16 protein-coding genes, 1 tRNA gene and 2 pseudogenes are annotated in these 18,323 nt (G+C 71.6%); 10 read left to right on the top strand and 9 right to left on the bottom strand.

Translation table 11 applies throughout. The annotated features are described in order from the left end of the window. Positions 1-18 precede the first annotated feature (18 nt). Entirely contained in the window at positions 19-1,446 is a 1,428-nt protein-coding gene (locus IE318_RS46590; RefSeq protein ID WP_373311297.1) for a recombinase family protein, read from the top strand. On the opposite strand, the gene IE318_RS28415 is transcribed toward IE318_RS46590, so the two are convergent. Beyond that, positions 1,411-1,495: transfer RNA gene (locus tag IE318_RS28415), tRNA-Leu, on the bottom strand. The two genes, IE318_RS46590 and IE318_RS28415, sit on opposite strands and share 36 nt — an antisense overlap. Before the next feature lie 254 nt (positions 1,496-1,749). Between IE318_RS28415 and IE318_RS28410 the strand changes: the two are divergent. Then, positions 1,750-2,031 (top strand): annotated as a pseudogene (locus IE318_RS28410) (MFS transporter); the annotation flags it as partial. Positions 2,032-2,105: 74 nt separating this feature from the next. Here the strand turns inward: IE318_RS28410 and IE318_RS28405 are convergent. The 3 genes from IE318_RS28405 to IE318_RS28395 all read right to left on the bottom strand — a co-directional run bounded on the left by IE318_RS28405 (position 2,106) and on the right by IE318_RS28395 (position 5,246). After that, positions 2,106-3,287, bottom strand: coding sequence for an ROK family transcriptional regulator (locus IE318_RS28405; RefSeq protein ID WP_189904880.1), 1,182 nt, complete (start codon positions 3,285-3,287; stop codon positions 2,106-2,108). 195 nt (positions 3,288-3,482) lie between these two features. Then, positions 3,483-4,160: a GntR family transcriptional regulator gene (locus IE318_RS28400; RefSeq protein ID WP_189904878.1), complete on the bottom strand. Its 678-nt coding sequence runs from the start codon at positions 4,158-4,160 to the stop codon at positions 3,483-3,485. Between the two features lie 138 nt (positions 4,161-4,298). Beyond that, on the bottom strand, positions 4,299-5,246 hold the full coding sequence (locus tag IE318_RS28395; RefSeq protein ID WP_030175248.1) for a beta-ketoacyl-ACP synthase III: 948 nt from the start codon (positions 5,244-5,246) through the stop codon (positions 4,299-4,301). Between the two features lie 317 nt (positions 5,247-5,563). Here IE318_RS28395 and IE318_RS28390 point away from each other — a divergent pair. Both IE318_RS28390 and fdhD read left to right on the top strand, forming a co-directional pair. Beyond that, positions 5,564-5,857 (top strand): annotated as a pseudogene (locus tag IE318_RS28390) (4Fe-4S binding protein); the annotation flags it as partial. 7 nt (positions 5,858-5,864) lie between these two features. Further along, on the top strand, positions 5,865-6,689 hold the full coding sequence (fdhD, locus tag IE318_RS28385; RefSeq protein WP_030175254.1) for a formate dehydrogenase accessory sulfurtransferase FdhD: 825 nt from the start codon (positions 5,865-5,867) through the stop codon (positions 6,687-6,689). A 20-nt stretch (positions 6,690-6,709) separates the two neighbouring features. On the opposite strand, the gene IE318_RS28380 is transcribed toward fdhD, so the two are convergent. Further along, complete coding sequence (locus tag IE318_RS28380) at positions 6,710-7,153, bottom strand: MarR family winged helix-turn-helix transcriptional regulator (protein ID WP_189904876.1); 444 nt, start codon at positions 7,151-7,153, stop codon at positions 6,710-6,712. A 118-nt stretch (positions 7,154-7,271) separates the two neighbouring features. Here IE318_RS28380 and IE318_RS28375 point away from each other — a divergent pair, with 118 nt between their 5' ends. Then, complete coding sequence (locus IE318_RS28375) at positions 7,272-8,189, top strand: quinone oxidoreductase family protein (protein WP_189904874.1); 918 nt, start codon at positions 7,272-7,274, stop codon at positions 8,187-8,189. A gap of 32 nt (positions 8,190-8,221) precedes the next feature. Here IE318_RS28375 and IE318_RS28370 read toward each other — a convergent pair whose 3' ends face one another. Continuing rightward, positions 8,222-9,268 carry a bile acid:sodium symporter family protein gene (locus tag IE318_RS28370; protein ID WP_189904872.1) on the bottom strand — a complete coding sequence of 349 codons (1,047 nt, stop codon included), beginning with the start codon at positions 9,266-9,268 and terminating at the stop codon, positions 8,222-8,224. A gap of 145 nt (positions 9,269-9,413) precedes the next feature. Between IE318_RS28370 and IE318_RS28365 the strand changes: the two genes are divergently transcribed. Next, the gene (locus IE318_RS28365; protein WP_189904870.1) at positions 9,414-10,277 is read left to right on the top strand and encodes a LysR substrate-binding domain-containing protein; all 864 of its coding nucleotides are present in this window, start codon (positions 9,414-9,416) and stop codon (positions 10,275-10,277) included. 18 nt (positions 10,278-10,295) lie between these two features. Here IE318_RS28365 and IE318_RS28360 read toward each other — a convergent pair whose 3' ends face one another. Continuing rightward, positions 10,296-11,270, bottom strand: a complete 975-nt coding sequence (locus IE318_RS28360; protein WP_189905022.1) for an Lrp/AsnC family transcriptional regulator — start codon at positions 11,268-11,270, stop codon at positions 10,296-10,298. Between the two features lie 492 nt (positions 11,271-11,762). On the opposite strand from IE318_RS28360, the gene IE318_RS28355 reads away from it, so the two are divergent. From IE318_RS28355 to IE318_RS28345, 3 genes are all read left to right on the top strand, one after another. Continuing rightward, positions 11,763-13,589, top strand: coding sequence for an AMP-dependent synthetase/ligase (locus IE318_RS28355; protein WP_189904868.1), 1,827 nt, complete (start codon positions 11,763-11,765; stop codon positions 13,587-13,589). Between the two features lie 99 nt (positions 13,590-13,688). Further along, positions 13,689-14,525, top strand: coding sequence for an aldo/keto reductase (locus IE318_RS28350; protein ID WP_030175269.1), 837 nt, complete (start codon positions 13,689-13,691; stop codon positions 14,523-14,525). Positions 14,526-14,702: 177 nt separating this feature from the next. Then, positions 14,703-15,401 carry a glycoside hydrolase family 75 protein gene (locus IE318_RS28345; RefSeq protein ID WP_189905018.1) on the top strand — a complete coding sequence of 233 codons (699 nt, stop codon included), beginning with the start codon at positions 14,703-14,705 and terminating at the stop codon, positions 15,399-15,401. 68 nt (positions 15,402-15,469) lie between these two features. Here the strand turns inward: IE318_RS28345 and IE318_RS28340 are convergent, their stop codons facing one another. Continuing rightward, on the bottom strand, positions 15,470-16,171 hold the full coding sequence (locus IE318_RS28340) for an SDR family oxidoreductase (RefSeq protein WP_030175271.1): 702 nt from the start codon (positions 16,169-16,171) through the stop codon (positions 15,470-15,472). Between the two features lie 120 nt (positions 16,172-16,291). Further along, on the bottom strand, positions 16,292-17,278 hold the full coding sequence (locus tag IE318_RS28335; protein WP_189904866.1) for a class I SAM-dependent methyltransferase: 987 nt from the start codon (positions 17,276-17,278) through the stop codon (positions 16,292-16,294). A gap of 123 nt (positions 17,279-17,401) precedes the next feature. Here IE318_RS28335 and IE318_RS28330 point away from each other — a divergent pair, with 123 nt between their 5' ends. Continuing rightward, on the top strand, positions 17,402-18,172 hold the full coding sequence (locus IE318_RS28330) for a phytanoyl-CoA dioxygenase family protein (protein WP_189904864.1): 771 nt from the start codon (positions 17,402-17,404) through the stop codon (positions 18,170-18,172). The last annotated feature ends 151 nt before the right edge of the window (positions 18,173-18,323 follow it).

Here is an 18,323-nt window from a genome sequence, read left to right as displayed (position 1 = left end):
CCCGCCGAGGTGCTGGACATGGCGGTGCAGTGCGTCTTCGAAGACGTCGTTGGGCAGGAGCTCCGCGGAGGCACCGTCGAACTCGATGCTCAGCTCGGTCGCCCGCGCTGCGGGCCCCAGACAACTCACCGGTCGGCGAGTGACACCGAGCCGCAGGGCGCGCTGCACGTAGCGCATTTGCGGGTGCACCGGCCCCCAAGGCCACAAGCACACCACCGCAAAGCACCCCCGATCCGGGGGCTCCTGAGGCGTCGCCCAGCACCCAACGGCGCACCAACACCCGCAACGCGCTCCACGCAACTCCAACCCGACCCCGCCACCGCACCCATCGTGCGGCGGATCTTCCGCCTGTATGTGGAGGGCATGAGCGACAGGGCCATCGCCGCCCAGCTCAACCACGAGTGCATCCCCTGCCCCTCCGCCCACGACACCGCCCGTAGCCCACAGCGCACCAAGAGGGCAGGGCAACCCGACGCCGTCAGAGCGATCCTCCTCAACCCCCGCTACACCGGCCACGAGGTCTGGAATAAGCAACGCAAAGAAGAACGCCTCATCGACATCGATGACGTCACCCTCGGCCACCGCACCCACATGACGCACAACCCCACCGAGGAATGGATCCACTCCCTCGAACCTGCACACGACGCACTCGTCACCAAGGAACTCTTCGAAGCCGTACAAGCAACCCGCAAACAGCGCGCCCGCGCGCAGCAGCGGCAGGAACGCCCCGGCCGGCAGAGCAGCCGGCGGGCCTACCTGCGGGGGGCGAGTGCGGTGCAGTCTGTGCGGAGGGAAGATGCAGCCCTCCGCGATCCGCGACCGCGTCTACTACCGGTGCGAATTCAAGGAACGGGAAGCCGCCCTCTACCCCGGTCTCGACCACCCGCGGACCGTCAACCTGCGCGAAGACATCGTGTGCCGGGAACTGGATACATGGATCGCCCGGGCCTTCGAACCGGACCGGCTCACCGCCACCATCACCGCACTCAGCGCCGCGAGCATCGCAGCCAGCACCGCATCCATCCACACACCCGAACAGGCCCAGGCCCGCCAGGCGATCAAGGAAAGCGAACGAAAGCTCGCCCGCTACCAAGCCGCCCTCGACGCCGGAGCCGACCCCGCCGTCGTCACCCAGTGGATCAACGACGCACAACGCGACAAGGACGCGGCCCAGAGAAGAAGCTCGACGCTCTGCGCTCCACCACCCGAAAGAAGGAAGCGCCCCTCACCGCCGACCAGGTCCGAGCGATCACTGAGAGACTCGGCAACATCGCACAGCGCATCCAAGCGGCCGACGCCGACAAGAAAAGGCCCCTCTACGAGGCCCTGGGGATCACTATCAGCTACGACAACGCAACGAGGACCGCGACCGTCAGGTCGAGGCCCTCGATTCCGTATCGCTATAAGGAGTGTCCGAGGGGGGACTTGAACCCCCACGCCCGATAAAGGGCACTAGCACCTCAAGCTAGCGCGTCTGCCATTCCGCCACCCGGACCAGGTGTCTGTCGCTCGGCGGGGTGATCCCCGCGGCGACACGGACAACAATACCAAGGTTTCGGAGTGGCTTTCACCTGCGTATCCGTCCGGTACGCCGGGATGTGGCGTGCGACATCGCCGCTACGACGCGTGACGCGATCGCCACATGGACGGTGTCACGGCATCAGCCGGCACTCCGGGAAGTTCCCCAGGCAGCCGCTCCCCGCCGGCCCCTGTGTCACCGCCCGCCCGAGTAGACCTCCTCCTCGACGCCCGATGTTTGCCGCGCCGGCCCCGGACCACTTCGGCGAGGACTACGACGCCACCGACTACGGGCTGGTGTACAGCGGCAAGCCGGTCAGCGGCCTGTTCGGCGGCGGCCTGGGGTCCATGGGGGTGGGCGCCCGGGGCTACAACGGCGCCCTATGCGCGCCGACCGGCGGGGTGTCGATGGGGGCGGCGGCGATCGCGCTGCTGCTGCGGCGGACGGGTCGCGGCGGGCGGGACGGCGCGCCGGTCCCCGCGGCTGCCGGGCCGCGGACCTCGGCGGGCTGAGCACGCCCGGTACGGCGCCAGGGTGCCCTTCCCGCCGCTGCGGGAGGGCACCCGCCGTCACGGCCGGGGCAGCCTCACGCCGGTGAGAACAGGTGGTCGCTGATGAGCCGGGCCGCGCCGATCACACCGGCCCTCGGTCCCAGTTCGCCGAGGACGATGGGGAGGTTGCCGGTCGCCAGCGGCAGCGACTGGCGGTAGACCTGAGTGCGGATCGCGGCGAGCAGGGTGTGTCCGAGGCCGGTGACGCCGCCGCCGATCACCACCAGGCCGGGGTTGAAGAAGGAGACGAGTCCGGCGATGACCTGACCCGTGCGGGTGCCGCCCTCCCTGATGAGGTCGAGCGAGGTGGCGTCGCCCGCGGCGGCAGCGGCGGCGACGTCCACGGCGCTGAGGGCGCCGTTCGCCTCCAGCCGGGAGGCGAGTTCCGCCGACAGTCCTTGGGCGGCCGCTTCCTGTGCGTCGCGGGCGAGGGCCGCGCCGCTGAAGTGGGCCTCCAGACAGCCCCGGTTGCCGCAGGCGCAGGGGCGGCCGTCGGGCACGGCCTGGATGTGCCCGATGTCGCCGGCGCTGCCCGTCGCGCCGCGATGGACCTCACCGCCGACGACGATGCCGCAGCCGATGCCGGTGCCGATCTTGACGCAGAGGAAGTCGTCCACGGACCGGGCGACGCCCGCCTGCTGCTCGCCCAACGCCATGAGGTTCACGTCGTTGTCGACCATGACCGGGCAACCGAGGTCCTGGCTCAGCGCCTCCCGCACCGGGAAGCCGTCCCAGCCCGGCATGATCGGGGGCGCCACCGGGACGCCCTCGGGGAAGCGGACGGGCCCGGGGACGCCGATGCCGGCGCCGTCGAAGCCGTCCGCGACTCCGGTCGCCTTCAGTTTGGCGGCCATGGCGAGGACCTGCTCGAAGACCGCGACGGGGCCCTCGCGCACGTCCATCGGCTGGTTGAGGTGTCCGAGCACCTCCAGTTCGGCGTTGGTGACCGCGACGTCGACGGAGGTGGCGCCGATGTCGACGCCCAGGAAGCGCAGGGTGGGCGCGAGCCGGACGTTGTGGGAGCGTCGGCCGCCGCGCGAGGCGGCGAGCCCGTCGGCGACGACCAGTCCGGTCTCCAGGAGGCGGTCGACCTCCACGGCCAGTTTCGACCGGGACAGGTCGACCAGGTCGCCGAGCTGTGCACGGGAGTTCGGACCCGAGTCGCGCAACAGCTTCAGCAGCCGCGCCTGGTGTGCGTTGGCGGGTCGTGCCGTCATGCGTCTCACGTGCCCCCCTCCCTGTCTCAATTCAGCCCATCCACCGGGTTTTGAGGCGAACGTAGCAGTGACCGGCGGGCCTGAGAACCGGTCGTGGCACTAATCACCGCACCTTTTGCCATCGGAAGGACAAAGCGGCACGAGGCGGTCCTCGGCCGTCCTCCACGGCTCCCCGCCGCCGCGGGGCGCGCGAGGTCAGGACTGCGCGCGCTCGTGGTACGACCTGCGGGTGTGCTCGGTGTGTTCGCGCATCAGCCGGGTGGCGCGCTGCTCGTCGTGGCCGGCGACGGCCGCGATGAGGTCGCGGTGCTCGACCCAGGACTGGCCGCCGCGCTGCCGGGCCACCGGCGTGTAGTACCAGCGCACCCGGCGGTCGACCTGCGCCGCGAGTTCGGCCAGGACCGCGTTGCCGGCCAGGTCCATGATCGTGGCGTGGAAGCGGGCGTTGAGGGCGACGGCGGCGTCCACGTCGTCGTCGGCGACGGCCCGCTCACCCTGAGCGCACAGCTCCTCCAGCGCCGCGACGCCGGCCTCGTCCGCGTTGACGGCGGCCAGCCGGGCGGCCTCGGCCTCCAGCAGCGTACGGACCGTCAGGAGCTGGTCGGCCTCCTCCTCGGTGGGCTCGTGCACGAACGCGCCCTGTGCGGGCCGCAGATCGACCCACCCCTCGGTGTTCAGCCGCTGGAGCGCCTCCCGCACCGGCTGCCGGGAGACGCCGAGATGCCCGGCGAGTTCGCTCTCGACCAGATGCTGGCCGGGCTGGAGGGCGCGGGTGGTGATGAGTTCGAGCAGCGCCTCGTAGACGCGGTCCCGCAGCGGCCCGGGCCTCTCGAGCCTGGGCACCGCCCCCTGCGGCAGTCCTGTCGACAACATCGCGGTCCCTCCACGGCAACGAGCGGATCACCGGCAGCCAGTATCGAGTTGGCTTTCGTCTACAGTCTACGGCGCACAATGGTCATGGAGAGCCGGAATCGGTCACTCACGCCCGGGCGCGAGGGTCGTGCGCGCCGCTCACGGACAGCGCACGACCTGTCCCGCGTAGGAGAGGTTGCCGCCGAAGCCGAACAGCAGCACCGGGTCGCCTGCGCCGACCGCGCCCTGTTCCAGCAGCTTGGACAGGGCCATCGGGATGCTCGCCGCCGAGGTGTTGCCCGACTCGGAGACATCGCGGGCGACCACCGCGCCCACGGCACCGAGCTTCTCCGCCAGCGGCTCGATGATGCGCAGGTTGGCCTGGTGCAGGACGACCCCGGCGAGGTCCTCGGGCGCCACCCCCGCCCGCTCACAGGTCTGCCGGGCCAGCGGCGGCAGTTGCCGAGTGGCCCACCGGTAGACGCTCTGCCCCTCCTGCGCGAACCGCGGGGGCGTGCCCTCGATCCGTACCGCGTGCCCCATCTCGGGCACCGAACCCCACAGCACCGGCCCGATCCCGGAGGCCTCCCCCGGCGCGCAGGCCTCGACCACGGCGGCGCCCGCACCGTCACCGACGAGCACACAGGTCGTCCGGTCGCTCCAGTCGGTCACGTCGGACATCTTGTCGGCGCCGATGACCAGGGCGCGCGTCGCGGCCCCCGCCCGCACGGTGTGGTCGGCGGTGGCCAGGGCGTGGGTGAAGCCGGCGCACACGACGTTGACGTCCATGGCGGCAGGCCGCGGGATGCCGAGGCGGGCCGCGACGCGCGCGGCGGTGTTCGGGGAGCGGTCCACGGCCGTGGAGGTGGCGACCAGGACCAGGTCGATGTCGTCGGGCGCGAGGCCCGCCGCCGCGAGCGCCTTGGCGGCGGCGTGCGCGGCGAGTTCGTCGACCGGCTCGTCGGGGGCGGCGATGTGCCGGGTCCGGATGCCCACCCGGCTCCTGATCCACTCGTCGCTGGTGTCCACCAGGGCCGCCAGGTCCTCGTTGGTGAGCACCTTGGCGGGCTGGTAGTGGCCGACGGCGCGGATGCGCGAGCCGTTCATCGGGTGTCCCCCCTCGTTGCCGTGGGTCGCGGATCTCCCAGTCTGATCAGTGACCCGCGGGTAGGGCGGCAGGCGAGGCCACAGGAAACGAGCGCCCGACTTGTCGGCTTCGGTCATATGCTCGGACGACCGGGCATCGGCGGGAGGCATCCGGGCGTCCGGCCGCGCGGGCATCCGGCGCCCGGGCATCCACATGCAGGCGCATCGGCCGCTGCCGAACCCTTGCCGCCCCTGCCTTTCCTGCTGTATCCATACTGTAGACAATATTTCGTCGACACCATGCGGTCACTCTCTCGCAGCCGTCCCCCACCCTCCCCCCGCTGACCGACTCGGCGTGCGTGTACTGCGGCAACTGCGTCGAGGAGTGCCCCACCGGGGCGCTGTCCTTCCGGTCGGAGTTCGAGTTGCGCCGGGCGGGTACGTGGGACGAGTCGGCGCAGACCGGGACGACGACGGTGTGCGCCTACTGCGGAGTGGGCTGCAACCTCACCCTGCACATCCAGGACAACGAGATCGTCGAGGTCACCTCACCGCACGACAACCCGGTGACCCATGGCAACCTCTGCATCAAGGGCCGTTTCGGCTACCAGCACGTACAGAACCGGGGCTGATCAGGACATGGGACGAGTGACGGAACGACGCAAGGTCATCCGCATCCGGGACGGTGCGGTGTCCACCCGCCCGGACACACTCGTCGCCGAGGAACCCCTGGAGATCCGGCTGAACGGCAAGCCGCTCGCCATCACCATGCGCACACCGGGCGACGACTTCGCGCTGGCCGCCGGCTTCCTGGTCAGCGAGGGCGTGCTGGGCGCGGCCTCGGACCTGCTGAACATCGTGTACTGCGCGGGCGCGACGGCCGACGGCTCCAACACGTACAACGTGGTGGACGTCAAGACCGCCCCGGACGTCGCCCTGCCGGACATCACCCTCGAACGCAACGTCTACACCACCTCCTCCTGCGGCCTGTGCGGCAAGGCCAGCCTGGACGCCGTGCGTACGACGGCCCGCTGGCCGATCGCCGACACTCCCCCGGTCCGGGTCGCGCCGGAGCTGCTGGCGATGCTCCCCGAGCGGCTGCGCGCGGCCCAGCGGGTCTTCGACCGCACCGGCGGTCTGCACGCGGCGGCGCTGTTCTCGGAGGACGGCGAACTGCTGGACACGAGGGAGGACGTGGGCCGGCACAACGCGGTCGACAAGCTGGTCGGCCGCGCCCTGCAGAAGGGCGACCTGCCCCTGTCCCGGACGATCCTGATGGTGTCCGGCCGGGCCTCCTTCGAGCTGGCGCAGAAGGCGGTGATGGCGGGCATTCCGGTGCTGGCGGCGGTCTCGGCACCTTCGTCGCTGGCGGTGGACCTGGCCACGGAGACGGGACTGACGCTGGTGGGATTCCTGCGGGGCAGCTCGATGAACGTGTACGCGGGCGAGCAGCGGGTTCTCTGAACTCCGCGCGGCCGGTGCCGTCAGGCCTCCGTGCCGGAGACGCGGATCAGCAGGGCCATGAACCGGTCCCGTTCGGGCGGTGACAGCGGGGCGAGGAGTTCGTCGTTGGCCTCGCGTGCCGCCTTCTCGCAGCGGGTCAGCAGCCGGGCGCCCTCGTCGGTGAGGGAGACCGCGTTCTTGCGCCGGTCCCTCGGGTCGGGCTCGCGCAGGACGAGGCCCGCGGACTGGAGGTCGTTGAGGACGCCGACCAGGTCCTTGGGGTCGAGACCGACGCTGCGGCCGAGGTCGGCCTGGGCGACGGGGGCGAGATCGCGGACGGCGGAGAGCACCACGTGGTGCCACATCTTCATGCCCTCGGCGGCCAGCGCGTCGGCGACCAGGGCCCGGCCCCGGGCGGCGGCACGGCCCAGGAGCCAGCTGGGCAGGGAGCGGATCGCGGCGAGGGGGGCTTCGGCGTCGGCCATGGGGCCAGCCTAGCCACAAGTCGTTGGACTTCCCAATGAACCAGCGCTACGGTTCGGGTCGTCGAAGTCGTTGGGAATCCCAATGACCTGATGCTCTGGACCCGACCCTGGAGGTGCGATGCGACGCGTTCGATACGAGTCCGCCGGTGGCCCGCTGTTCCTGGAGGAGGCTCCCGTTCCCGAGCCGGGTCCCGGTGAGCTTCTGGTGCGCTGCGAGGCCGTCGGTGTCACCCTCCCCGTCGTCCGCAAGGTCACCGAGGCCGCCGAGCCGATCCCGCTCGGCGGTGAGCTCGCGGGCGAGGTGGTCGCCGTCGGTGACGGTGTCACCCGCTTCCGGTCCGGCGACCGGGTGACCGGGCTCTGCTTCGGGCACGGCTACGCCGACTTCGCGCTGCTGCACGAGGCCATGGCCTCGCCGGTGCCCGACGAGGCCTCGGCCGCCGAGGCGGTCGCCCTGGTCCGCAGCGGTCTCGTCGCCCTGGGCGCACTGGAGGCGGCACGGCCCGAGCGGGGCGAGGCGGTGCTGGTGACGGCGGCGGCGAGCGGCGTGGGGCATCTGGCGGTGCAACTGGCGAGGGTCCGGGGGGCGGCACGGGTGGTGGGCGCCGTATCCGATCCTGGCAAGGCGGACTTCGTGCGCTCCCTGGGCGCCGACGAGGTGATCGTCTACGGCGACGACGGCTGGGGGGAGCCGGTCGACTGCGTCCTGGACGCGGTGGGGGGCGAGCTCCTCACGCCGGCGATCGCCGCGCTCGCCCCGGGCGGACGGCTGGTGGCCTACAGCTCGGGCGGCGGGACGATCCAGGCGTACGACCTGCTCGTGGGCGCCAGGTCGGTGATCGGCTTCCAGATGGCCCGGATCGCCCGGGAGAAGCCGGAGCTGTACGAGCGGTGGCGGCAGGAGCTGTGGCGGCTGTTCGGGCAGGGGCTGCTGCGGCCCCGCGTGCACGCCGAGTTCGCACTGGAGGAGGCGGCGAAGGCGCACGAGGCGATCGAGTCGCGCGGCAACCTGGGCAAGGTGGTGCTGCGGCCCTGATCCGGCCGGGCGTCGGCGCGAGCCGATCCGGGTCAGCGGGAGCGGGTCGCCGTGCCGACCGCGGTACGCGCGGCCGCGGGCCGTGCCGCCGTCGTCGGCTCCTGCCGCGCCTCCGGGTCGTGCGCCCGGCGCTTGGCGATCACCGCGCAGACCATGAGCTGCATCTGGTGGAAGAGCATGAGCGGCAGCACCGCCAGCGAGGCGTGGGCGCCGAACAGGACGCTCGCCATGGGCAGCCCGGAGGCCAGGGACTTCTTCGACCCGGCGAACTGGATGGCGATGCGGTCCTCCCGGCCGAAGCGCAGCGCCTTGGCGCCGTACCAGGTCAGGGCCAGCATCACGGCGAGCAGCACGGCCTCCACGGCGAGCAGCCCGCCCAGCCGGGCGGGGCTGACCTGGTGCCAGATGCCCCGCACCATGCCCTCGCTGAACGCGGTGTAGACGACGAGGAGGATCGAGCCGCGGTCGACGAGCCCGAGGACCTTCTTGTGCCGGGCGACGAAGGGGCCGATCCAGGGGCGCAGCACCTGCCCGGCGACGAACGGCACCAGCAGTTGCAGCACGATCGTGACCAGCGAGTGCGCGGAGAAGCCGCCCGCACCGCCGCCGAGGAACGCGGCGGCGAGCAGCGGGGTGAGGACGATCCCGACGAGGGAGGAGAAGGAGCCGGCGCAGATCGCGGCGGGCACGTTGCCGCGGGCGATGGAGGTGAAGGCGATCGACGACTGGATGGTCGACGGGACGAGCGTCAGGAACAGCAGGCCCTGGTAGAGCGGCTGGGTCAGCAGGACCGGGACCAGGCCGCGGGCGGCCAGGCCGAGCAGCGGGAAGACCACGAAGGTGCAGGCCAGGACCGTGACGTGGAGCCGCCAGTGCTTGAGTCCGTCCAGCGCCTCGCGGGTGGACAGACGGGCGCCGTAGAGGAAGAACAGAAAGGCGATCGCGGCGGTCGAGGCGCCCGAGACCACGTGGGCGGCGCCCCCGCGGGCCGGGAGGAGCGCGGCGAGACCCACCGTCCCGACCAGCAGCACGATGTAGGGGTCGATCGGCAGCCGGCTCGGCCAACGCAGGCGTTTCACTGTGCTCCACTTGCTCGTCGTGCTCGTCACGCTCGTCGGGACCGACGGGTCCCCGCTCCATCGTGCTCCTCCGGGCAGCGATCGGGAATCCGGCATACCGCTCTGACTGTCATCGCGTTCCGTGATGAGCGGCTAGCCTGGGCGTATGTACGACCCCGCGCAGTTGCGCACGTTCCTGGCGGTGGCGCAGACGCTGAGCTTCACCGGCGCCGCGCGGCGGCTGGGTCTGCGCCAGTCGACGGTCAGCCAGCATGTGCGCCGCCTCGAGGACGCCACCGGGCGGCTGCTGTTCACCCGGGACACGCACTCGGTGGAGCTGACCGAGGACGGCGAGGCCATGCTGGGCTTCGCGCGGCGGATCCTCGAGGTGCACGAGCAGGCGACGGCGTTCTTCTCCGGCACCCGGGTGCGCGGCCGGCTCAGGTTCGGCGCGTCCGAGGACTTCGTGCTGACCCGGCTGCCGGAGATCCTGGAGGGCTTCCGCTACCAGCATCCGGAGGTCGATCTTGAGCTGACCGTGGAGCTGTCGGGCACCCTGCACGAGCAGCTGGCCGCCGGGAAGCTCGACCTGGTGCTGGCCAAGCGGCGCCCGCAGGACCCGCGCGGCGAGCCGGTGTGGCACGACCGGCTGGTGTGGATCGGCGCCGAGCGGCTCCGCCTGGACCCGGACCGCCCGGTGCCGCTGATCGTCTATCCGCCGCCGGGGATCACGCGGGCGCTCGCGTTCGAGGCCCTCCAGCGGCAGGGCCGGCCGTGGCGCATCGCGTGCACCAGCGGCAGCCTGAACGGTCTGATCGCCGCCGCCCGCGCGGGTCTGGGCGTGATGGCCCACTCGCGCGGGCTGATCCCGCCGGGTCTGGTGCGGGTCCCGGAACGGGCCGGGCTGCCGGAGCTCGGCAAGGTCGACTTCGTCCTGGTCCACGGGCGCCACCGGCCCTCCGCCCAGCACGCGGCCGACGCCCTGGCGAAGGCGATCCTGTCGGGCGGCGAGCGCCTGCACCGGCGCTGACCGCCGCCGCCCGGCCGGTCACCGCGGTTGCCGCTGGTAGGTGAGCTGTTTGACCCGGCGCAGGTACGGCGTCGCCTCGACGTGCCGCACGCCCGGCAGGGCGCCGAGGGGGCCGCTGAGGTAGGCGTACAGACCGGCGGTGTTCCGGGCGACGGCGGTCGCCATGATGTTCGACGGGCCGGCCGTGGCCGCGACGTAGGCGATCTCGGCGTGACCGGCGAGTGCCCGGCCGACGGAGTGCAGGGCGGACGGGGCGGTGGTGATCCACAGGGCCGCGCCGACCCGGTGGCCGAGGGCCTCGGGCTGGTACTCGACGTCGAGGTACACCGCTCCCGAGGCCAGGAGCGCGGACAGACGGCGCTTGACGGCGGACTCGGAGCGGCCGGTGGCCCGCTGGAGCTCGTGCAGGCCCGCGCGGCCGTCGCGTTCGAGGGCGGCGACCAGCGGTTCGTCCTCGGGGTCGATGCGGGCCTGGGCGGAATCGGGCCGTTCTTCGGGACGCAGCGCGTCGATCTCGGCGTCGGTGAGCGCCCGAAACTTGCGCACCCAGCCGTCCGGGCCGCCGAAGAAGCGGTGGAGCAGCTGGTGGGCGCGGATCTCCACCACGCTGGGGGTGCGCGGCAGCTTGCCGAGCAGCAGGTCGTCGCGGTCGCCGGGGCTGCGCGGCCAGGTGCCGCAGATGACCTCGGTGCCGCCGGAGGCAAGGGCGATCCAGTTGGTGTCCGGACGCTTGGCGAGCGCCTCGGCGATCGTCAGGGCGGTGTCCGGGACGCAGCGCAGTCGCAGCATCCACTGGTCCTGGCCGAGCCGCTCCGGGTCGCGGACGGCGACCACCCGCAGCCCGCCCTCGGCGCACAGCCTGCGGAAGCGGCGGGCGACGGTCTGGTCGGACACACCGAGCACCGCGCCGATCCGGCTGAAGGAGGCCCGCCCGTCGACCTCCAGCGCGGAGAGGATCCGCAGATCCAGCGTGTCGAAGGTGCCGGACGCCATCACCGGCACCTGGACGTGGGATTCCGTCACCGTACGCCTCCCCCATGTCGGATCGCGGCGAGCAACGACCGTCTTCCGCCGCGATCCACCGCACCGGCGCCCATCGTAGGGACCGCCCGCATACGACGGCGACGCACATGCGGTGACGAAATCCGGTGTGCGCACGCTGTTCGAGGGGAAGGCTGTGCAGCGGTCCGTGGGCGCTGGACGGACGCGGTCGGCCGGGCGTCGCGGCTGTCAGAGGGTCGTACAGATTCGGTGGAGATTACGCCACCGAAACTTACTGAACCGTAAGGATTCTGTCCGACCCTTCCCCTTGTGAGCGCATTTTCCGGCGCTGACCTGTGCGGTTATGAGCACTGCTCGCTTTTGGCCCCCCTCCCGCCCCGCCGTCCCGTGGGGTAGCTTTCACGGCGCTGTGCGGAGCGTCACAGGTGCGCCGGAAGGGCCGGAGCCCGCCGGCACACCGGAGACTGAGGAGCGGGAGCGGGTTTGCGCGAGTTCACCAGCCCTCCGTCGACGTCGGCGTCGCCGGTGGGCGGCCTGGCCGACGTCGTGTTCCAGCATGCTCAGGACGACCCGCTGCACGTCGCACTCGGCCGCAAGGACGAGAGCGGGGCGTGGCGCGACGTGACCGCCGCGGAGTTCCGCGACGAGGTCCTCGCCCTCGCCAAGGGCCTGCTCGCCCAGGGCGTCCGCTTCGGCGACCGGGTCGCGATCATGTCCCGCACCCGCTACGAATGGACCCTGTTCGACTTCGCCCTGTGGACGATCGGCGCCCAGGTGGTGCCGATCTACCCCACCTCCTCGGCCGAGCAGTGCTTCTGGATGCTCTACGACGCGGAGGTGTCGGCGGCGGTCGTGGAGCACGAGGACCACGCGATGACGATCGCCACGGTCATCGACCGGCTCCCGCGGATGCGCCGGCTGTGGCAGCTGGACGCGGGCGCCGTGCAGGAGCTGTACGACGCGGGCACGCCCGTCGACGACGAGGTGGTGCACCGGCACCGGGAGGCGGTCACCCCGGAGTCGATCGCCACCGTGATCTACACCTCCGGCACCACCGGCCGCCCCAAGGGCTGTGTCCTCACCCACGGCAACTTCATGTACGAGGCGGACACGGTCGTACGGCGCTGGGAGCCGGTCTTCCACTCCAAGAAGGGCGACGAGGCCTCGACGCTGCTGTTCCTGCCGCTCGCGCACGTCTTCGGGCGGATGGTGGAGGTGGCCACCATCCGCGGCAAGGTCCGCCTGGGCCACCAGCCGCAGATGAACGCCGCGGCCCTGCTGCCCGACCTTCAGGCGTTCAGACCGACGTTCATCCTGGCGGTGCCGTACATCTTCGAGAAGGTGTTCAACGCGGCCCGCCGCAAGGCCGAGAAGGAGGGCCGGGACGGGCCCTTCGAGAAGGCCGTCGACATCGCCGTGAAGTACGCCGACGCGGTCGAGGCGAAGGCCTGGGGCATCGGCCCCGGCCCGTCGGCCGGGCTGCGCATGCAGCACCAGCTCTTCGACAAGCTCGTGTACTCCAAGGTGCGCGCGGCGATGGGCGGCAGGATCCGCAACGCGATGTCCGGCGGCTCGGGGATGGACCGCCGCCTCGGCCTGTTCTTCGCGGGCGCGGGCGTGCAGATCTACGAGGGCTACGGCCTGACCGAGTCCACCGCGGCGGCCACCGCCAACCCGCCCGAGCGCACCCGCTACGGCACCGTCGGACAGCCCATCCCGGGTGTCACCGTGCACATCGCCGACGACGGCGAGGTGTGGCTGCACGGCGGCAACGTCTTCCAGGGCTACCTCAACAACCAGAAGGCCACCGACGAGACCCTGCACGACGGCTGGCTGGCCACCGGCGACCTCGGCTCCCTCGACGAGGACGGCTACCTCACCATCACCGGCCGCAAGAAGGAGATCCTGGTGACCTCCGGCGGCAAGAGCGTGGCACCGGGCGTACTGGAGGAACGGGTGCGCGACCATCCGCTGGTCTCCCAGTGCATCGTCGTCGGCAACGACCGCCCGTACGTCGCCGCCCTGGTCACCCTGGACCACGAGGCGGTCGAGCACTGGCTCCAGATGCGCGGCAAACCGCGGATGTCCCCGGCCCAGCTGGTGCACGACCACGACCTGGAGACCGAGGTGCGGCGCGCGGTGGTCGCCGCCAACACCCTGGTCTCCCAGGCCGAGTCCATCCGCACCTTCCGCATCCTCGCCCAGCCCTTCACCGAGGAGCACGGGCTGCTGACCCCGTCGCTGAAGCTGAAGCGCAAGGCCATCGAGAACGCGTACGCGAACGAGGTGGAGGCGTTGTACCAGGGTTGAGCGCCGGTTGAGGCGATCGGCCGGTCAGGAATGCGTCATGGCTCGTGATCGTTGACGATGTGAGGCAAGACCTGACGACAACCGAAGGATCACAAGCTCGTGAGCAGCAAGGTCCCCCCGATCATCCTCAACAACGGCGTCGAGATGCCCCAGCTGGGCTTCGGCGTCTGGCAGGTGCCGGACGACGAGGCGGAGCGAGCGGTCGCCGCCGCCCTGGAGGCCGGGTACCGCAGCATCGACACAGCGGCGATCTACGGCAACGAGGAGGGCACCGGCAGGGGCATCGCCGCCTCCGGCATCCCCCGTGAGGAGCTCTTCGTCACTACCAAGCTCTGGAACAGCGACCAGGGCTACGACGCCACGCTGCGCGCCTTCGACGCCTCGCTGGCCAAGCTCGGCCTGGAGTACCTGGACCTGTACCTGATCCACTGGCCGCTGCCGTCCAGGGGCCGCTACGCCGACTCCTACAAGGCGTTCGAGAAGCTGCTCGCCGACGGCCGCGTCCGGGCGATCGGTGTCTCGAACTTCCTCCCGGAACATCTGGAGCGCCTGATCGCCGAGACCTCGGTGATCCCGGCGGTCAACCAGATCGAGCTGCACCCGCACATGCAGCAGCACGCCTCCCGTGCCTTCCACGGGGAGCAGGGCATCGCGACCGAGGCCTGGTCGCCGCTCGGCCAGGGCAAGGGCCTGCTGGAGGTGCCGGCGATCGTGGCGATCGCACAGAAGCACAACCGCACCCCGGCCCAGGTCGTGCTGCGCTGGCACGTCCAGCTCGGCAACATCGCGATCCCGAAGTCGGTGACGCCCGCCCGGATCCGGGAGAACATCGACGTCTTCGACTTCAGCCTGGACGAGGAGGACCTCGCGGCGATCAGCGCCCTGAACGAGGACCGCCGGCTGGGCCCGGACCCGGCGACGTTCGACATGGGCTGACGGACGGCACGGCGGCGCGCCCCGGACCGCTCACCGCGACGGTGACCGCGGACGCGCCGCCTCCACCGTGAGTCCCCACAACCACAGTCTTGACGCGAGCATGCCTAGAAGCCACTTTGGAGAAGCCAGTAAGGAAACTTTCCTAACAGAAGGGAACCCCCCACCGTGCACATACGCATACGCATACGCGTACTCACCCTCGCCGCGGCCGGCGGCGCCGCCCTGCTCACCGCAGGAGTCCTCCCCGCGCACGCCGCCCCCGGCCCCACCACACCGAAGTCCGCCCAGGAGGGCTCGGTCGGCGCCGCCGACCTGCTCGCCAAGGTGACGTCCTGTCAGCAGATCTCCGGCGGCAAGTACAAGACCGACGACGGGACGTCGGCCACCGTGCCCGTGTGCGGCAAGAACGGCGCGGTGTTCTGGAAGGCCGACATGGACATCGACTGCGACGGCCAGCGCACCACCAACTGCAACGAGACCCGCGACCCCTGGTTCCAGAACGACACGGCCTTCCACCAGTCCGACGGCCGGCCCCTCAAGGCCGAGTCACTGCCGTTCGTCGTGGTCCCCGGCACCAGCACCATCTGGAACTACACGAGCTCCGGCATCAAGGGCGGCGGCGTGGTCGCGGTCGTCTACAACAACAGGGTCGAGTACGCCGTCGTCGGCGACACCGGCCCCTCGACGATCATCGGCGAGGCCTCCTACGCCACTGCCAAGGCCCTCGGCATCGACCCCGACCCGGCGACGGGCGGCGCGGACTCCGGCGTGACGTACATCCTCTTCAAGAACTCCCAGGCCTCCCCCATCGAGAGCCACAGCGCGGCGGTCACGCTGGGCGAGCAGCTGGCGAAGCAGTTCCTCCAGAGCAACTGAGCCGAAAGGGCCGGCGGGCCCGGTGCCGCCACGCTTGCGGCACCGGGCCCTTCACCGTCGTGCGGCCGTCAGTTGGGCTGCCCGATCGGCCGTACGACGAGGGTGTTGACGTCCACGCCCTCCGGCTGCCGGATCGCCCACACCACGGAGTCGGCGATCTGGTCGGCGGTCAGCAGGTCGCCCGCCGGCAGGCCGCCCAGGCCGTCCCAGAACGGGGTCTCCACGCGTCCGGGGGCGATCAGGGTGACGCCCACGCCCCACTGGGTGACCTGGCGCCGGGTGTTCTCGGCGAGCCCGGTGACCGCCCACTTGGTCGACCCGTAGATGTTGCCGGGCGTGTTCACGAAACCGGCCACGCTGCCCACCAGCACGATCCGCCCGCGGCTCTCCTTCAGGGCGTCGATGGAGGCACGGATGAGCAGGGCCGGCCCGAGGACGTTGGTGAGCACCATCTCCGTCCAGCCGGCCGGGTCGCCCTCGGCGACCGTGTCATGCGTGGCGAACCCGGCGTTGGCGACGACCGTGTCCAGCCGTCCGAACTCCTTGAGCGTGCGCTCGACCGCCGAGCGCACCTCGTCGTACTCGGCGGCGCTGCCGGTGATCGTCAGCAGTCCGTCCGGATCGCCGAGCTCACGGGCGAAGCCGCGCAGCCGCTCCTCGCCCCGCCCGGTGACGGCCACCCGGTGCCCGGCGTCCAGCAGCCGCCGGGCGGTCGCCGCGCCGATGCCGCTGCCGCCGCCGGTGATGAGCGTGACCGGAGAGTCGGTCATGGTGTGTCCCCCTGGTTGTCGGAAAAACGTCGAAGACAACGGGAGTTCACCACTTGAAGTGCGCTCCAGGTCAAGCGGCGGCTGTGAGCCGCCCGGGCGGCCCTGCTCAGGGCGTCCGGGTCAGTCGGTGCGGACCGCCGTGTGCACGGTGTGTGCCTTGAGGACGAAGACGTCCTTCCTGCGGTGCACGCTCGCCTCGTCCTCGGGGTCCAGGAGCCGGTCCAGGGTGGCGCGGTCCTCCGCGGTCAGGTCGTCCGCCAGTCCCTCGCGCAGCCGGGTGAGGGAGCCTGCGACGTAGGCGCGGGCCGGTTCGGAGAGCGGGGCGGGCAGGTCCAGCAGGAAGCTGCGGGTGCCGGCGGGCTTCAGGCCGGCGGCGGCCAGCAGCGCCGGCCAGTCCTCGGTCTCGGCGACCGAGCCCGGAAGGTCCTCGCGCATCCGGGTGAACCAGTCGGCCTCGACCGCGTCCAGACGGGCCTGGAGGCCGGGGCGGCCGATGCCGATGTCCCGGGGCAGGAAGCGGCCGGGCAGGCCGCCCTCCAGCAGGGCGAGGGTACCGCCGGGGGCCAGGTGCTCGGCGAAGGCGGCCAGGGCGGCACGCTGGTCGCCCAGGTGGTGCAGGCTGTTGCTGGCCCACAGCAGGTCGGCCGAGTAGGCGAGTTCGGCCAGGGCCCCCGGGAGTTCGCCGGTGACGGTGGTGAAGCGGTCGGCGAAGCCGAGGCGGCCGGCGCGGACGCGGGCGCGCTCGAGCAGCGGCCCGGAGCTGTCCACCGCGGCGACCCGGGCGGCCGGGAAGGCCTCGGCGAACAGGCACGACACCACCCCCGGCCCGCTGCCGGCGTCGACGATCAGGCCGGGTCCGGTCACCTGAGCGCCCAGCCAGGCCATGACCTGCTCGTACAGGGGCGTGAACAGCTCCGCCTGGGACTCCAGCAGCGGCGCCATCACGGCCCAGTCGATGTCGGTGTCACCGTGGTGGTGTCCCTGGTGTCCCTCGTGGCCTTGGTGCCCCGTACGGCCCTCGTCGTGCCGGTGGCCGTGGTCGTGAGAGCCGTCGTCGTGCGTGCCCGGGTCGTGCGTGCCGGCGTGGCCCGTGTGGTTGTGCGCCATGGTCGTCAGCCTCTCCTCTCGGTGCGGACAGCCTGCGCCGACGTGCCGGGGCCGGGCCAGTTCCGTTGCCGGGACGGCAAAAACCAGGTGCGGATCTCCCGCGGGCCGCTCCACGATGGGCCCATGGACGACACGATGGTGGAACGCTTTCTCGAGGACGGCTTCGTGAAGATCGAGGGCGCCTTCCCGCCGCGTGTCGCGGAGGACTGCGCGCGACTGCTGTGGCAGGAGACGGGCTACGACCCGGAGGACCCCGCCACCTGGAAGGATCCCGTGGTCTGGGTGGGCGGCATGGCGCAGGGCCCGTTCGCGGCCGCCGCCAACAGTCCGGCACTGCACGAGGCGTTCGATCTGCTCGTGGGCGAGGGCCGCTGGGAGCCGCGGTACTCACTGGGCTCCTTCCCGCTGCGCTTCCCCCACGGCGAGGAGCCGGACGACGCCGGCTGGCACATCGAGGGCAGCTATCTCCCCGAGGGCGCCCAGTGGTACTACACCAATCTGCGCTCCCGGGACCGCGCCCTGCTGATGCTGTTCCTGTTCTCGGAGGTGACCGAGGAGGACGCCCCGACCCGTATCCGGGTCGGCTCGCATCTGGACGTGCCCCCGCTGCTCGAGCCGTACGGCGAAGCGGGCGTGTCCGGGCTCAGGATCGCCCCCAAGCTGGTCGAGGCCTCGGCACACCGCCCGCTCGCCCTCGCCACCGGCCGGCCCGGTGACGTCTATCTGTGTCACCCCTTCCTGGTGCACGCCGCCCAGCCGCATCACGGCACACGGCCCCGCTTCATGGCACAGCCGCCGCTGCACCCGGCGGTGCCGTTCGAGCTGGACCGGCCGGACGGAAACTACTCGGCCGTGGAGTTCTCGATCCGCCGGGGCCTGACCCGGGAGAGGTGACCGGGGAGGAGAGGAACAGGTCCGACCCCGGGCCGGCTCCGGCGGATCACCTACGCGCCGACGCTCACGACAGCGGCGGGTAGGCGTTCTGGAGCAGCTGCTGGAACTCGGCGGAGAACCAGTGCCCGGCCAGCGGCGCGTTCGGCAGCGC

The organism is Streptomyces spiralis (genome assembly GCF_014654675.1).
Classification (GTDB): Bacteria; Actinomycetota; Actinomycetes; order Streptomycetales; family Streptomycetaceae; genus Streptomyces; species Streptomyces spiralis.
The sequence above is the reverse complement of the archived record's forward strand: the minus strand, read 5'-3'. Positions and strand labels throughout refer to the sequence as shown.

Coding starts and splice junctions, on each gene's coding strand:
- IE318_RS46590 (WP_373311297.1), top strand. CDS start 19: ATGGCGGTGCAGTGCGTCTTCGAAGACGTCGTTGGGCAGGAGCTCCGC.
- IE318_RS28405 (WP_189904880.1), bottom strand. CDS start 3,287: ATGACGGCACGACCCGCCAACGCACACCAGGCGCGGCTGCTGAAGCTG.
- IE318_RS28400 (WP_189904878.1), bottom strand. CDS start 4,160: ATGTTGTCGACAGGACTGCCGCAGGGGGCGGTGCCCAGGCTCGAGAGG.
- IE318_RS28395 (WP_030175248.1), bottom strand. CDS start 5,246: ATGAACGGCTCGCGCATCCGCGCCGTCGGCCACTACCAGCCCGCCAAG.
- fdhD (WP_030175254.1), top strand. CDS start 5,865: ATGGGACGAGTGACGGAACGACGCAAGGTCATCCGCATCCGGGACGGT.
- IE318_RS28380 (WP_189904876.1), bottom strand. CDS start 7,153: ATGGCCGACGCCGAAGCCCCCCTCGCCGCGATCCGCTCCCTGCCCAGC.
- IE318_RS28375 (WP_189904874.1), top strand. CDS start 7,272: ATGCGACGCGTTCGATACGAGTCCGCCGGTGGCCCGCTGTTCCTGGAG.
- IE318_RS28365 (WP_189904870.1), top strand. CDS start 9,414: ATGTACGACCCCGCGCAGTTGCGCACGTTCCTGGCGGTGGCGCAGACG.
- IE318_RS28360 (WP_189905022.1), bottom strand. CDS start 11,270: ATGGCGTCCGGCACCTTCGACACGCTGGATCTGCGGATCCTCTCCGCG.
- IE318_RS28340 (WP_030175271.1), bottom strand. CDS start 16,171: ATGACCGACTCTCCGGTCACGCTCATCACCGGCGGCGGCAGCGGCATC.
- IE318_RS28335 (WP_189904866.1), bottom strand. CDS start 17,278: ATGGCGCACAACCACACGGGCCACGCCGGCACGCACGACCCGGGCACG.
- IE318_RS28330 (WP_189904864.1), top strand. CDS start 17,402: ATGGACGACACGATGGTGGAACGCTTTCTCGAGGACGGCTTCGTGAAG.